The following is a 13,831-nucleotide window of genomic DNA, read 5'->3' as shown; positions in this document are numbered from 1 at the left end:
CTGACTACTTGTAGAACGGCGCGTCGTCCGGCCCGACGTACTCCGGCCGGTACCAGCGGGCCGGGCGGAGCGAGTCGCGGATCTCGTCGGCCACCCCGAGCACCGAGGCGAACAGCGCCATCCGGGTCGGGATGCCCGCGTCGGTCTGCCGGAAGATGGCCAGCCGGGGGTCGCGGTTGAGGTCCGGGCTGAGGTCGTTGGAGCCGGGGCGGCCGTCGCGGGGCAGCGGGTGCATGATCACCGCGTCCGAGCGGAACACCCGGTCGGCCAGCGCCGCGTCCACCCGGAAGTCGTCGCTGTAGGGCAGCGGCCGGTCCTTGAAGCGCTCGGTCTGCAGGCGGGTGGTGTAGACGACGTCGGCGTCCTTGAGGCCCAGGCTCGGCTGGTCGCTCTCCTCCACCCGGTGGCCCCGCTCGGCGGCCAGTTCCAGCAGGTGGGCGGGCATGTTCAGCTCGTCCGGGGCGACGCAGACGATGGTCAGGTCGTCGTACCGGGAGAGCAGCTTGACCAGCGAGTGCACCGTACGGCCGTGCCGCAGGTCGCCGACCAGGGCGATCCGGCTGCCGTCCACGGTCTTGCCGAGGCGGCCGAACTCCCGGTGGATGGCGAACATGTCGAGCAGCGCCTGGGTCGGGTGCTCGCCCGCGCCGTTGCCCGCGTTGATCACCGGCACGTTGGTGGCGGCGGCGAACTCGTGGATCGAGCTGACCTCGGGGTGCCGCATCACCACCAGGTCGCAGTAGCCGCTGACCACCCGGCTGGTGTCGGCCAGCGACTCGCCCTTGGCGATCGAGGTGACCTCCATCCCGGTGGTGGAGGTGACGCCGCCGCCGAGGCGGAGGAAGGCGGTCTCGCAGCTGAGCCTGGTCCGGGTGCTGGCCTCGAAGAACAGGCTGGCCAGCACCGCCCCTTCGAGCACCCGGGTGACCTGCTGCCCCCGGGCCACCGGCACCAGCAGATCGGCCAGTTCGAAGAGCCGCTCCAACTCGTCACGGTCGAAGAGATCGCTGGAGAGAATGTGCTTCCCGGTCAGTGACATGGCGGCTCGGTTCTCCCTGTGGCTGCGCGGTGGATGCCGCCAGTTTACTGGCCCGGCGGCACCCGACCGGCATCCCCCACCCGCCTCCGCGACACCGGCGGACCGGCCGCCACCAGGACTTTCGTCCCCGTACGGAGGGCCCGGAAGGCGCCCCGAGGATCACCCCGGATCCATCAGGTCCACTACGGCGGACGGGTCAGGCCCTGGCGTGCTCCACCGTCAGCAGCGCCCGGCCGAGCGTGTGGAAGGTCAGCTGGAAGCCGACCACGGCCGCCGGGGTGTCCGGGCCGAGGTCCAGCGCCGGGACGTCGAGGGCGTGCACCGCGAAGACGTACCGGTGGGCCGGCCCGGGCGGCGGGGCGGCGCCGTCGTAACGGTGGCCGGAGGAGTCGTTGCGGACGTGGAAGGCCGCGCCGGGCAGGCTCGCGTCGGACGCGCCCGCGCCGCGCGGCAGTTCGGTGGTGCCGGCCGGGAGGTTGACCGCGAGCCAGTGCCACCAGCCACTGGCGGTGGGCGCGTCGGGGTCGAAGCAGGTGACCGCGAAGCCCCGGGTCCCGGCCGGGAAGCCGGACCAGGAGAGCTGCGGGGACTCGTTGCCGCCGCTGTGGACGTGCACGGCGGGCGTCCGCCCACCGTCCGTCAGATCGGCACTGGTGAGCTCGAACGACGGTACGGGCGGCAGGAATTCGTACGGGATCGGCGCGCGCTGGCTCATCGCGGGGGCATCCTCACTCGTTGTGGCAGGCGTCTCCCCGCAGTTTAAGAGCCTCCGGCGCTTGGTGGGCGGATGAAGGAGCGGCGTTGGGGTGCGTGCCTCGGCGGCGCCGAGGAGGAAGTCCATGCGGAGCATCGGCGACCGACGAGAAGCCGGCGAAGGGCCACTCCTGCCCGATGCCGGGCAAGGAGGGCGCGTGCCCCGGCGACGCGACGCCGCCCACCAAGCGCCGGAGGCTCTGAGAGCGCCCCGTAGAGTCGAGGTCATGGCAGCCGACAACACGCCCAGCAGTCTCCCCGACCCGGCCCGGATGGTGGCCGACGCCCGGCGGGCCTTCTTCGTGATGTTCGGCGTGCTCTGCCTGGTCTGGGTGGTGCAGCTGGCCAACTGGCTGAGCGACTACCGGCTCACCGTCGAGGGCGGCATCCTGGCCCGCCGGCCCGACCAGCTCGCCGACCTGCTGACCGCACCCTTCCTGCATGTCAACTGGCAGCACCTGGAAGGGAATTCGGGCCCGCTGTTCGTGTTCGGCTTCCTGGCGGCCTACCGGGGCATCAAGCGCTTCCTCGGGCTGACCGCACTGCTCGTACTGACCAGCGGGGCGGCGGTCTGGCTGTTCTCGGACGACCGTTCGGTGACGGTCGGGGCGAGCGGCGTGATCTACGGGTACTTCGGCTACGTGGTGCTGCGCGGCCTGATCGACCGGAACCTGATCGACAGTCTGATCGGCGTGGTGATGGGCGCGTCCTTCGCCTACATCCTCACCACGGCGGTGCCCGGCACGCCGGGCGTGAGCTGGCAGGGCCACCTCGGCGGCCTGCTCGGCGGGCTGGCGGGCGCCTGGATCTTCCGCACCAGGAAGGGCGCCGACGCCGCCCCCGTACCCACTCGGGCGGAAGCCCCGCAGAGCGAGCGCGCGCAGCTGCTCAAGGAGCTGGACGACCTCGGCCTGTGAGCCGTCCGAGGCATCAGGTATAGACCAATACGGGCATCCCGGGCTAGCGTGGGCTCCCCCGCACCACCTGCCCCGGAGCCGCCCCGTGGAGTCGTCCGTCCTCGCCTTCGCCACCGACCTGATCGACGAGGGCGCCGACACCTTCTTCGGCAACCTGACCGACCGGGCCGGCGTCGGCGGCGTCACCCTCGCGTCCGTCTACCACGAGGCGCGCGACGTCTTCCCGCACAACCCCCGCCGGGTGATCCGCTACCTGGAGCCCGGCGCCGCCTACTTCCGCCCCGACCCCGCCCGCTGGGCCGGGCGGCGGCTGACCCCGCTGCCGTCCACCGCGATCGGCGACCGCGACCCGTTCGCCGAGGCGGCCGAGGAGGCGGGGCGGCGCGGACTCAAGCTGCACGCCTGGACGGTCTTCTGCCACAACGACCGGCTCGGCTTCCGGCACCCCGACGTCTCCCCCGAGAACGCCTTCGGCGACCGCCACCTGACCGAGCTCTGCCCGGCCAACCCCGAGGTCCGCGAGTACGCCACCACCCTGGTCGGCGAGTTCGCCCGGTACGGGGTGGACGCGATCCGCGCCGAGTCGCTGCACTTCCACGGCCTGCGGCACGGCTACCACCACGAGCGCTACTTCGAGGAGCTCGGACCGGTCGCCGAGGCCCTGCTCGGCGTCTGCTTCTGCCCGCACTGCCTGGCCAACGCGGGCCCCGACGCGGAGCGGGTCCGCACCGCGGTCCGGGACGAGCTGCGCGCCCGGCTGGCCGACGAGCGCCGGGCCGCCGAGCCCGTCGCCCTGGACGAACTGGCCGACGGCGCGGTGGCCGCCTACATCGACGCCTCCGCCCGCACCGTCACCTCGCTGGCGGCCGAGGTGGCCGAAGCCGCGAGCGCCGGCGGCATGCGGCTCACCTTCATGGACGGCGGCGGCCCCGGCACCGGCTGGCTCTCCGGCATCGACCTGCCCGCCCTCACCAAGGTCGCTCACCAGATCGAGACCCTCGGCTACGCCACCACTCCCGAGGCGGTCCGGGAGAAGGTCGCCGCCTTCGCCCTGCACGGCGTACGCCCCGAGGAGATGGCGGTCATCCTGCGCCCCATGGCCTCCGACTGCGACGGCCCGGAGAACCTGGCCGCCAAGATCACCGTCCTCCGCGAGCTGGGCGTCCCCGAGGTCGAGTTCTACAACTACGGCCTGATGCGCCTCTCCTCGATGGACCGGATCGGCCGCGCCCTGGCCTAACGGCGCCTCCGGGACGTCCCGAACAGGCTCCGCGAGATCTCCCGGCCCAGCTGCGTCCCGGCCGACCGGGCGAAGGACTTCAGCATCGGGTTGCTCAGCAGCGAACCGAGCAGCCCACCACCCTCCTCAGCGGGCTTCGGCGCGGGCACCGGCTGCGGCTCCGGCACCGGCTCCGGCTGCGCCGCCGAGGGCGCCGGCTCCGGCCGCGCCGCGAGCTTCTCGTACGCCGACTCCCGGTCGATCGCGTCGCGGTAACGCGCCGTCAGCGGAGAGGCGTCCACCGCCGCCCGCAGCACCCCCTCCTCCACCGGCCCCATCAGCGACTGCGGCGCCCGCAGCCGGGTCGCCGCCACCGGCGTCGGCGCGCCCTTCTCCGACAGCACCGTCACCACGGCCTCGCCCGTCCCCAGCTGGGTGAGCACCTCGGTCAGGTCGTACGTGGACCTCGGGAAGGTGGAGACGGTCGCCTTCAACGCCTTGGCGTCGTCCGGGGTGAAGGCCCGCAGCGCGTGCTGGACCCGGTTGCCGAGCTGCGCCAGCACGTCCGCCGGGACGTCCTTCGGGGTCTGGGTGACGAAGAAGATCCCGACCGCCTTGCTGCGGATCAGCCGGACGGTCTGGGTGATCGCCTCCAGGAAGCCCTTCGAGGCGCCCTTGAAGAGCAGGTGCGCCTCGTCGAAGAAGAACACCAGCTTCGGCCGGTCCAGGTCCCCGACCTCGGGCAGCTCCTGGTAGAGGTCGGCCAGCAGCCACATCAGGAAGGTGGAGAACAGCCGGGGCCGGTCCTGCACCGCCGGGAGCTCCAGCACCGAGACCACGCCCCGCCCGTCCGGCGCGGTCCGCAACAGCTCCGCGGTGTCGAACTCCGGCTCGCCGAAGAACGCCCCGGCCCCCTCGTTCTCCAGCACCGTCAGCGAACGCAGGATCACCCCGGCGGTCGCCGACGACAGCCCGCCGATGCCCTTGAGCTGCTCCTTTCCCTCCGGGGAGGTGAGGAAGGAGATCACCGCCGAGAGGTCCTTGAGGTCGTACAGCTCCAGGCCGTTCTTGTCGGCGAAGTGGAAGATCAGGCCGAGCGAGGACTCCTGAGTCTCGTTCAGCTCCAGCACCTTGGCGAGCAGCAGCGGACCGAAGCTGGTCACGGTGGCCCGCAGCGGGATGCCGTTGCCGAGGCCGCCGAGGGCGTAGAACTCGGTCGGGAAGCCCTGGCCCTGCCACTCCTGCCCGACCTCCCCGGCCCGGGCCTTCACCCGGTCGTTGGCGGCGCCCGGGGCGGAGATGCCGGAGACGTCGCCCTTGACGTCGGCCAGGAAGACCGGCACGCCCTGGGCCGAGAGCTGTTCGGCCATCAGCTGCAGGGTCTTGGTCTTTCCGGTGCCGGTCGCGCCGGCCACCAGCCCGTGCCGGTTGAGCACACCGAGCGGGATCCGGACCTGCGCCCCGGGGTACGCGGCGCCGTCCAGCAGCACCGCCCCGAGTTCCAGCGCGGGGCCGGTGAAGGCGTACCCGGCCGCGATGTCCCGGACGGCGGAGGGCAATTCCTGGGTGGTCATCTGGGCGGACTCCCGCTCGGTTCGGAGGCATCGTCAGAACTGTTACCCCACAAATGGGGACACTTCCTATGTAATCCCTATGAATCTCCGAACGCAGGCCGGGCCGCGCTTGCTGTGCCTCGGGGCGGCGTGACGGTAGGCTTTCCGTGTGATCTTCAAGCGCATCGGCAACGGACGGCCGTACCCGGATCACGGCCGGACCAGCACCCGCCAGTGGGCGGACGTAGCGCCGCGCCCGGTGCGGCTGGACCAGCTGGTGACCACCAAGGGGCAACTCGACCTGGAGACCCTGCTGGCCGAGGACTCCACCTTCTACGGGGACCTCTTCGCCCACGTGGTGAAGTGGCACGGCGACCTCTACCTGGAGGACGGACTGCACCGCGCGGTGCGGGCCGCGCTCCAGCAGCGGCAGGTGCTGCACGCCCGGGTGCTGGAGATGGACTACCCGCCGGTCTCCTGACCCGCCTGCTGACCGGTCGTCACCCGCTGACCTGCCGTCACCCCTCCGCGCAGCCGTTCGGGGGCCGGTACATCCTTTCGAGTGCCCGCGTACTCCAGATGATGATCATTTAGTACCTTCGCACCCGGAGTGGCACTAATCTGCTGAGTACGGCCGAAAAGTATCCGGCGCTCCGCCCTCCCGGCCGCACCCGTCACCGAGCCTTGCCCTGGCACGAGGGGGAGACCGACCCGTGAGCATGTTGACTCCCCAGGGACTGAAGGGGAAGCAGTACCGGATCACCGGTAACTCCTACCCCCGCCTTGGACGCCCGCCCCGCAGGAGCCGTAAGGTCCTCGCCCTGATCGGCTCGCTGCTCGCCCTCGCCCTGATCGGCCTCGGCGGAGTGCAGTTGGTGGACATCTTCTCCGGCAAGAACCGGAGCGGTACCGCCCAGGCCTGCGCCTCCCCGAGCTCGGCCGTCTCCGGCAAGCCGCTGGCCGCGCCGGACGCCGCACCCGGTGCGCCCTCGGCAGTGCCGAGCAGCACCGCCGTACCGCAGCCGGCCGCCGTCACGGTGAACATCTACAACGCCACGGCCAAGTCCGGCCTGGCCGCGCGGACCGCCGAGGAGTTCAAGAAGCGCGGCTTCACCATCGGCAAGGTCGGCAACGCGCCGGCCACCGTCGAGAAGCTGCCCACCACCACCATCCAGGTGATCAGCGGCCCGGCCGGTCTCGGCGGCGCCACCCTGCTCGCCGCCCAGGTCACCGGCGCCACCAAGTCGGCCGACACCCGGGTCGACCCCTCGGTCGACGTGGTGGTCGGCGACGCCTTCACGGCGCTGCTCGACCCGACCCAGGCCGCGGCCGCACTGGCCGTCGCCACCAAGCCGTCGCCGACGCCCTCCCCGGTGCCCGGCAGCTGCTGACCCGCCCCGCCCGGTCCGTACGACGAAGGGCCCCACCTCCCGAGTGCGGAGGTGGGGCCCTTCGTGGTGTCCGTTCGGTCAGCCGGCGGTGCCGTACAGGCGGTCGCCCGCGTCGCCCAGGCCCGGCACGATGTAGCCGTTCTCGTTCAGCCGCTCGTCCACGGCGGCGGTGACCACGGTGACCGGCAGCCCGGCCAGCTCGCGCTCCATCACCGCGACGCCCTCCGGCGCGGCCAGCAGCACCACGGCCATGACGTCGGTGGCGCCGCGCTCGATCAGCATCCGGATCGCCGCGACCAGCGTGCCGCCGGTGGCCAGCATCGGGTCCAGCACGTACACCTGACGGCCCGAGAGGTCGTCCGGCATCCGGGTGGCGTAGGTGGACGCCTCCAGGGTCTCCTCGTTCCGCACCATGCCCAGGAAGCCGACCTCGGCGGTCGGCAGCAGCCGGGTCATGCCGTCCAGCATGCCGAGCCCGGCGCGCAGGATCGGCACCACCAGCGGGCGCGGGTAGCTCAGCCGGGTGCCGGTGGTGACCGCGACCGGGGTGGTGACCTCCACCTGCTCGGTCCGGACGTCCCGGGTGGCCTCGTACGCGAGGAGAGTGACCAGCTCGTCGGTCAGCCGACGGAAGGTCGGCGAGTCGGTGCGCTCGTCGCGCAGGGTGGAGAGCTTGTGGGCCACCAGCGGGTGGTCGACGACATGGAGACGCATGCTCCGACCATAACGGTCAACGAGACACATGTACGACCTGCCAGGCCCGCCCAGCGCCCGGTGGGGGCCCTGCACGTCTTCACCACCCCTTCTCCCCGGCGCGCGGCGGTAATCCCGATACCTCCTCATCTCCTGTGGTATTTACCGGACAGTTCTGGGAAAGTCGGACGGTATGAAGAGCACCCCGCACGCCGGGCCCGGCTCGACAGAGCAGCCCGAGGCCCCACCCGAGACCGAAGCGGAACGCCGCCGACGGCGCGCCCGCTTCCTCCGTGAGCTGGCCGAGGCCCGGGAGTTGCGGGCCAGGGTGCAGCCCCGGCGCACCAAGGAGCGCCGGATGCGCGAGGCACTCCGGATGCGAACCTTCCGAATCTGACGGCGCGTCGGCCATCCAGCGTCCTCTTCCGACACGACCTGCGAAGACGCGCTGCCGAACACTCCCCGCGGGGCCCGGCTTTCTGTCACGATGCCGGAGGGACGGTCCGAACAGCGGGCCGCCTCTGGCGCGGGGGCGGCCAGACCGCGTTCGCCCGAGATCGCCTACAGCCGAGACCAATCTTGGGAGAGTCCCTGGTGGCGTACTTCGCTGCAGTGCTTGCTCGCACCGACGGCGCGTGGGATGTGAGCGAGACAGAGCTGGACAACGTCGAGACCCTTGCCGACCTGGCCGACCTGGCCCGGGAGGCGGCCCAGGACGACGAGAGCGTCCTGGTCTTCATCGAACAGGAGGACGCCTGGTTCGCCGTCCTCCGGGTGGACGGCGAGGAGGATCCGCGGATCTTCGTCTCCGACGGAGCCGCTGCCGCGCGCAGCTCCTACGGCTCGATCCTCACCGACGAACTGCTCGACCGGGTCGGCGACGCCGACTTCGACGACCTCGACAGCCTGGTCACCGACCTCGACGACGAGGACGCGGACCAGAACGCCGAGGACGACGACGAGGACGAGGCGGCCGGCGCCACCGGTCCGGGCGGCGTCCCGGTCGGGCCGCTGGGCGACCCGGAGCTGCTGATCGAGTTCGGCCTGCCCGCCGAGGGGCTGCTCGACCTCAGCGGCGAAGGCGCGATGCCCGGCGACGCCCTCTCCGAGATCGCCGACGCGATCGGCTGCGGCGAGGTGCTGGAGGCGGTGCGCTAGCCGGTCCCGCGGTGCCCGACACTGGTCCCATGCAGATCGCCCCGCTCCCGGCCCCCGTACGCCCCGACCCGGTACGCGACCGCTGGACGGACGCGATGCGCCTCGCCATCGACGAGGCCGCACTCGCCACCGCCACCGGCGACGTACCGGTCGGGGCGCTCGTCTTCGGCCCCGACGGGACGGTCATCGGCCGCGGCCACAACGAGCGCGAGGCCGTCGGCGACCCCACCGCGCACGCCGAGGTGGTCGCCATCCGCCAGGCCGCCGCCGCCCTCGGCGAATGGCGCCTGGCCGGCTGCACCCTGGTGGTCACCCTCGAGCCCTGCACCATGTGCGCCGGCGCCATCGTCCTCGCCCGGGTCGGCCGGGTCGTCTACGGCGCCTACGACGACAAGGCCGGCGCGGCGGGCTCCCTCCTCGACGTCCTCCGCGACCCCCGCCTCAACCACCGCCCCGAGGTCATCCACGGCGTCCTCGCCACCCCCTGCGCCGACCAGCTCCGCACCTTCTTCGACGCCCACCGCTGAACTGATTTCGTCCCCACCCACCCCGTCCGGTAGAGTCTCGTCTCGGTAGCGTGTCCGAGCGGCCAAAGGAGCACGCCTCGAAAGCGTGTGTGGGGGCAACTTCACCGTGGGTTCGAATCCCACCGCTACCGCCAGCTCGACGAAGGGCCCCGATCCACCGGATCGGGGCCCTTCGCGTTGCCCGGACGCAGCGGACGGCGGACGGCGTCGTGAAACGGAGCAGGCCCCGCACTCGGGGCGTTGCCCGGGGAGTGCGGGGCCTGCTTCGGGTTTGGAGGGGGCAGCCGTCCCGGGGGGACGGACGGCTGCCCCGGCGGAGTCCCACAACCGGGGTCGTGTCGGGGGGAAGTCACGACGCCCGGTCCCACAGCGGGGAGCTCCGGTCCACGTACCGTGGATTCCTGCCAGATCCCTCGGTACGTGTTCCATCCTGCGGGACGGGATTGGGGCGGGCATCCGGAGAAGGGCCCCTCTTGCGGGGACCTTCGTCCCGGGGAGTGAACGGGGGCCTCACCTGATGGGCCGTCCGGTGGATAAGCTGCGGGGCAGGTGGTGCGGCGATCGGGAGGCGGGCGGTTCGGGTGGCACAGGCGAAGAGGATCGGCATGTGGATGCTGCTGATCTTCGTGATCTACACGGTCATCACTTCCCCGACCAGGGCTGCCGAGTTGGTCCAGTCGGGGTTCGTCGGGATCTCGGACGCGGCCAAGGCGGTCGGGACGTTCATGACCGGACTGGTGAGCTGACCGGGGATGTCCCGGGCTACGGTGGGCGGGTTCGAGCAGTACACCCTCACCCCCCGCTAGGAGCGGCAGCGTGATCCGGCACCTGGTCCTGTTCAAGCTCAACGACGGCGTAGCGAAGGACGACCCGAGGGCGCTCGCGGGCGCCAAGGCGTTCGACGAGCTCGGCGGTGTGATCCCCGAGCTGCGCGAGTGGGAGTGCGGCTGGAACACCACCGAGCGGGACATCGCGTACGACTACGCGATCAACAGCAAGGTGGAGGACCGCGAGGCGCTGGCCGCGTACATCGGCCACCCGGCCCATCAGGCTGCCGCCGGACAGTGGCGTGAGTTCGCCACCTGGGTGATCGCCGACATCGAGGTCTGATCGTCCAAAGCTGAACGATCGTACCCATAGCACCGTTGGGCCCCCTGGCATGCAGGACGCCGGGGGGCCTTCGCGTGCCCGGCAGCTCTCCCGACAATCCGCCAACACGCCTACCGCCGGTGCTTGCCCGCGATGTGCACGACTTGTGATGCTATGACCGGTTTTGCCGGAACCTGGCGAGGTGATGAGCGAGCGCGGACCACAGCCGGTGGGTCGGATTCGCAGGGACTAGGGAGGGGTGACGTGTCCGTGCAGACACAGGGCAGCAGCGCGCCGGAGACCGGCGAGGAGACCGTGCCCAAGGAGCCCGAAGAGGCTCAGCAGGTCGACCCGCTGGTGGAGTTGAGGGAGCGTCCGCCGGGCGCCCGGAGTTCGGTGGACGTCCGGACGCTGACCAGGGTGCTGTTCGAGCGGCTGGCCGAGCTGCCACCGGGTGCGCCGGAGCGCGAGCGGGTGCGGGCGGCGCTGATCGAGGCGAACATTCCGCTGGTGCGCTACGCCGCGACCCGGTTCCGCAGCCGGAACGAGCCGATGGAGGACATCGTCCAGGTCGGCACGATCGGCCTGATCAACGCGATCGACCGGTTCGACCCGACCCGGGGCGTGCAGTTCCCGACCTACGCGCTGCCGACCATCCTCGGCGAGATCAAGCGGTACTTCCGGGACAACGTCCGCACCATGCACGTACCGCGCCGGCTCCAGGAGCTCTGGGTCCAGGTCAGCGGCGCCATGGAGGAGCTGACGATCACTCACGGCCGCTCGCCCAAGGTGCCGGAGATCGCGGCCAACCTGCGCATCCCGGAGGAGGACGTCCGGGCCTGTCTGGCGGCCGGCCGGGCGTACAACGCGGCCTCGCTGGAAGCCGCCCAGGAGCACGAGGGCGGGCTCGCCCTGCTGGACCGGCTCGGCTACGAGGACTCGGCGCTCGCCGACGTGGAGCACCGGGACATGGTCAGGCACCTGCTGGTGCAACTGCCCGAGCGGGAGCGGCGGATCATCATGCTGCGGTTCTTCGCGAACCTGACACAGTCCCAGATCAGCACCGAGTTGGGCATGTCGCAGATGCACGTGTCCCGGCTACTGTCCAGAATCCTGACCAGACTACGGACCGGGAACTCCTGGGAGGAGTAGGGTCCTCGCTGCGCGTTACCGCTGAGTGACATCTTGCGACGTTCGGGTTTGCCGGGGCGCGTGGTCCGGTATTGAGCTGGAGGGGTCGTCCGGCTCCGGGAACTGTCACTGGGTGATACCCGTTGAACAGTCAGTCACGAGGGGGTGGGGAGCATGTCCGGAGAGCTGGGCAGTGCGGAGGGCCACGGTATGACGACGGCCCTCGCGCCGGTGGCTGAGCAGGTGACGGGGCACCAGGTGACGGGGCCGCAGATCCCGGCACAGCAGACGGCTTCGCCGTTCCTCACCGTGGACCGCACGCTGGACACCAGGACGCTGTCGCGTTCGCTGTTCCAGCGGCTGGCCGCGCTGGAGCCGGGCAGCGTCGAGCACACGTACGTCCGCGACACCCTGATCGAGCTCAACCTGCCGCTGGTCCGGTACGCCTCCGCGCGCTTCCGCAGCCGGAACGAGCCGATGGAGGACATCGTCCAGGTCGGCACGATCGGCCTGATCAAGGCGATCGACCGGTTCGACCCGGAGCGCGGGGTGGAGTTCCCGACCTTCGCGATGCCCACCGTGGTCGGCGAGATCAAGCGCTTCTTCCGGGACACCAGCTGGTCGGTCCGGGTGCCGCGGCGGCTGCAGGAGCTGCGGCTGGCGCTCACCAAGGCCGGCGACGAGCTGTCCCAGAAGCTCGACCGCTCCCCCACCGTCGCCGAGCTGGCGGTCTTCCTCGGCGTCACCGAGGAGGACGTGGTGGAGGGCCTGGCGGTCGGCAACGCGTACACCGCCAGCTCGCTGGACTCCACCCCCGGCGAGGAGGACGGTGACGGCCCGCTGGCCGACCGGCTCGGCTACGAGGACCTGGCGCTGGAGGGCGTCGAGTACCGCGAGTCGCTGAAGCCGCTGCTGGCCAAGCTGCCGCCGCGCGAGCGGCGGATCATCATGCTGCGGTTCTTCGGGAATCTGACGCAGTCCCAGATCGGCGAGGAGATCGGCATCTCGCAGATGCACGTCTCCCGGCTGCTCACCAAGACGCTGACCCAGCTGCGGGCCGGGCTGATCAGCGAGTAGCGGTACTCGGCCCGGACTCAGACCAGCAGGTTGGCGCGCAGGCCGGCCAGCACGGTGTCGTCCAGGCCGAGGCCGGCCTGCCAGAAGTGCTCGAAGGAGGTCCAGCCGGTCGCGACCTCCTCGAAGGCCGCCTCCAGGTACTCCCGCTCGGCCCGGAAGACCGGCAGCAGCAGGGTCGGGTCCTTCATCAGGCCCTGGGTGCCGAAGCTCTCCATGATGCGCGCGATCAGCGCCGCCGAGCGGGTGTTGGTCAGCAGGTAGTCCTCGAACACGGTCTCCCGGTCGACGCCGAGCGCGGTCAGCGTGAGCGCGGCCACCCAGCCGGTCCGGTCCTTGCCCGCCGAGCAGTGGAACAGCACCGGCGGGCCGTCCGGCGCGGCCAGCAGCCGCAGCACGGTGGCGAACCGGTCCCGGGCGACCGGGTCGGTGACGAACCAGCGGTAGAGGCCGGTCATCATCCCGGCCGCCTTGCCGTTGCCGAGCAGCGCGAACTGCTTGTCCGCGTCCCGGTCGGCCAGCGCGTCGCGCAGCGCCACGTAGATGTCGAAGTCGGCGGCGAACACCGGCAGGTGGTGCAGGGTCGGACCGGCCGTGCCGACCGGCTCGACGGTGACCGGCTCGGTGGAACGCGCGAGCTCGACCAGGTCGGCGGTGGGCAGACCGGGTATCAGGTCGGGGCCCGCCTCGCGGACCTCGTCCGTGCTGCGCAGGTCGACCACCCGGCGGACGCCGGCCGCGACCAGCAGCGCGCCGTCCTCGGCGCTGAGCCGGTTCAGCGCGTCGGCCCGCAGCGCGACGCCGTGGCGCAGCACCGCGCCGTCCGTGGTCCGGTAGCCGCCGAGGTCGCGGGCGTTGGCCGCTCCCGCGAGCCCGAGGCTGCGGGCGATCTCGGTGGACTGCTGGGTCACGGGGGCCTCCGGTGGCACTGGTGTACGGATCGCTCGGGCCCGGCCAGTCTAGGTTCAGTCCGGTCGGATCCGCCGCGTCCGTGGGCAGCACCGGGCACCCGGCCCGCCTGGGGGCCGGGTACCGCGGAGGGTCTTACTTGACGGCCAGCCAGATGACGGCGCCGAGCACCAGGAGGGCGACCACCGCGATGCCGGCGAACAGGCCGGTGCGGTTGCTGCTGCCACTGGCGCTGCCGTAGGTGGTGACCGAACCGGGCGCCTGGGCGGCCGGGGTCTCTTCGACGAACGCCCGGAACATCTGGGTGTTGCCGGCGGGGTCGTAGTCGTTGTCAGCCATGGCAGGACTCTAGCCAACCCGCCTGGCCGGGGAACACCC

At 71.5% G+C, this 13,831-nt stretch carries 17 protein-coding genes and 1 tRNA gene; 12 read left to right on the top strand and 6 right to left on the bottom strand.

Features of this window, described 5'->3' with window-relative positions; translation table 11 throughout:
* Window positions 1–4 precede the first annotated feature (4 nt).
* Together pyrB and F4556_RS18420 are read right to left on the bottom strand one after the other, a co-directional pair.
* Window positions 5–1,039, bottom strand: coding sequence for an aspartate carbamoyltransferase (gene pyrB, locus F4556_RS18425; RefSeq protein ID WP_184917177.1), 1,035 nt, complete (start codon window positions 1,037–1,039; stop codon window positions 5–7).
* Between the two features lie 196 nt (window positions 1,040–1,235).
* The gene (locus F4556_RS18420; protein ID WP_184917174.1) at window positions 1,236–1,754 is read right to left on the bottom strand and encodes a YbhB/YbcL family Raf kinase inhibitor-like protein; all 519 of its coding nucleotides are present in this window, start codon (window positions 1,752–1,754) and stop codon (window positions 1,236–1,238) included.
* A 265-nt stretch (window positions 1,755–2,019) separates the two neighbouring features.
* Between F4556_RS18420 and F4556_RS18415 the strand changes: the two genes are divergently transcribed.
* Both F4556_RS18415 and F4556_RS18410 read left to right on the top strand, forming a co-directional pair.
* Window positions 2,020–2,709: a rhomboid family intramembrane serine protease gene (locus F4556_RS18415; RefSeq protein ID WP_184917171.1), complete on the top strand. Its 690-nt coding sequence runs from the start codon at window positions 2,020–2,022 to the stop codon at window positions 2,707–2,709.
* Between the two features lie 85 nt (window positions 2,710–2,794).
* The gene (locus tag F4556_RS18410; RefSeq protein ID WP_184917168.1) at window positions 2,795–3,949 is read left to right on the top strand and encodes a glycoside hydrolase family protein; all 1,155 of its coding nucleotides are present in this window, start codon (window positions 2,795–2,797) and stop codon (window positions 3,947–3,949) included.
* On the opposite strand, the gene F4556_RS18405 is transcribed toward F4556_RS18410, so the two are convergent.
* A complete protein-coding gene (locus F4556_RS18405) occupies window positions 3,946–5,502 on the bottom strand; it encodes a helicase HerA-like domain-containing protein (protein ID WP_184917164.1) in 1,557 nt (518 codons plus the stop codon). The genes F4556_RS18410 and F4556_RS18405 overlap by 4 nt on opposite strands.
* 148 nt (window positions 5,503–5,650) lie before the next feature.
* On the opposite strand from F4556_RS18405, the gene F4556_RS18400 reads away from it, so the two are divergent.
* Together F4556_RS18400 and F4556_RS18395 are read left to right on the top strand one after the other, a co-directional pair.
* Entirely contained in the window at window positions 5,651–5,962 is a 312-nt protein-coding gene (locus F4556_RS18400; protein WP_184917161.1) for a type II toxin-antitoxin system VapB family antitoxin, read from the top strand.
* Between the two features lie 238 nt (window positions 5,963–6,200).
* A complete protein-coding gene (locus tag F4556_RS18395) occupies window positions 6,201–6,872 on the top strand; it encodes a LytR C-terminal domain-containing protein (protein ID WP_221504302.1) in 672 nt (223 codons plus the stop codon).
* 78 nt (window positions 6,873–6,950) lie between these two features.
* Here F4556_RS18395 and upp read toward each other — a convergent pair whose 3' ends face one another.
* The gene (gene upp / locus F4556_RS18390; protein WP_184917155.1) at window positions 6,951–7,586 is read right to left on the bottom strand and encodes a uracil phosphoribosyltransferase; all 636 of its coding nucleotides are present in this window, start codon (window positions 7,584–7,586) and stop codon (window positions 6,951–6,953) included.
* Window positions 7,587–7,758: 172 nt separating this feature from the next.
* On the opposite strand from upp, the gene F4556_RS18385 reads away from it, so the two are divergent.
* The 8 genes from F4556_RS18385 (at window position 7,759) to F4556_RS18350 (ending at window position 12,547) form a co-directional block, all read left to right on the top strand.
* A complete protein-coding gene (locus F4556_RS18385) occupies window positions 7,759–7,962 on the top strand; it encodes a hypothetical protein (protein WP_057234184.1) in 204 nt (67 codons plus the stop codon).
* Window positions 7,963–8,159: 197 nt separating this feature from the next.
* Entirely contained in the window at window positions 8,160–8,723 is a 564-nt protein-coding gene (locus tag F4556_RS18380; RefSeq protein WP_184917153.1) for a tRNA adenosine deaminase-associated protein, read from the top strand.
* A 29-nt stretch (window positions 8,724–8,752) separates the two neighbouring features.
* The gene (tadA, locus tag F4556_RS18375; RefSeq protein WP_184917150.1) at window positions 8,753–9,250 is read left to right on the top strand and encodes a tRNA adenosine(34) deaminase TadA; all 498 of its coding nucleotides are present in this window, start codon (window positions 8,753–8,755) and stop codon (window positions 9,248–9,250) included.
* Window positions 9,251–9,294: 44 nt separating this feature from the next.
* Window positions 9,295–9,384 (top strand) — tRNA-Ser (locus F4556_RS18370).
* 447 nt (window positions 9,385–9,831) lie between these two features.
* On the top strand, window positions 9,832–9,996 hold the full coding sequence (locus F4556_RS18365) for a hypothetical protein (protein ID WP_184917147.1): 165 nt from the start codon (window positions 9,832–9,834) through the stop codon (window positions 9,994–9,996).
* 70 nt (window positions 9,997–10,066) lie between these two features.
* Window positions 10,067–10,360, top strand: coding sequence for a Dabb family protein (locus F4556_RS18360; protein WP_184917143.1), 294 nt, complete (start codon window positions 10,067–10,069; stop codon window positions 10,358–10,360).
* A 243-nt stretch (window positions 10,361–10,603) separates the two neighbouring features.
* On the top strand, window positions 10,604–11,491 hold the full coding sequence (locus F4556_RS18355) for an RNA polymerase sigma factor SigF (RefSeq protein WP_184917140.1): 888 nt from the start codon (window positions 10,604–10,606) through the stop codon (window positions 11,489–11,491).
* 153 nt (window positions 11,492–11,644) lie between these two features.
* Window positions 11,645–12,547: an RNA polymerase sigma factor SigF gene (locus tag F4556_RS18350; RefSeq protein ID WP_184917138.1), complete on the top strand. Its 903-nt coding sequence runs from the start codon at window positions 11,645–11,647 to the stop codon at window positions 12,545–12,547.
* 17 nt (window positions 12,548–12,564) lie between these two features.
* On the opposite strand, the gene F4556_RS18345 is transcribed toward F4556_RS18350, so the two are convergent.
* Together F4556_RS18345 and F4556_RS18340 are read right to left on the bottom strand one after the other, a co-directional pair.
* Window positions 12,565–13,455 (bottom strand): tyrosine-protein phosphatase, encoded by an 891-nt coding sequence (locus F4556_RS18345; RefSeq protein WP_184917135.1) that lies wholly within the window; start codon window positions 13,453–13,455, stop codon window positions 12,565–12,567.
* Window positions 13,456–13,588: 133 nt separating this feature from the next.
* On the bottom strand, window positions 13,589–13,792 hold the full coding sequence (locus tag F4556_RS18340; RefSeq protein WP_184917132.1) for a hypothetical protein: 204 nt from the start codon (window positions 13,790–13,792) through the stop codon (window positions 13,589–13,591).
* Between the last annotated feature and the right edge of the window lie 39 nt (window positions 13,793–13,831).

This window comes from Kitasatospora gansuensis, from assembly GCF_014203705.1.
GTDB classification, from domain to species: Bacteria; Actinomycetota; Actinomycetes; order Streptomycetales; family Streptomycetaceae; genus Kitasatospora; species Kitasatospora gansuensis.
The sequence above is the reverse complement of the archived record's forward strand: the minus strand, read 5'-3'. Positions and strand labels throughout refer to the sequence as shown.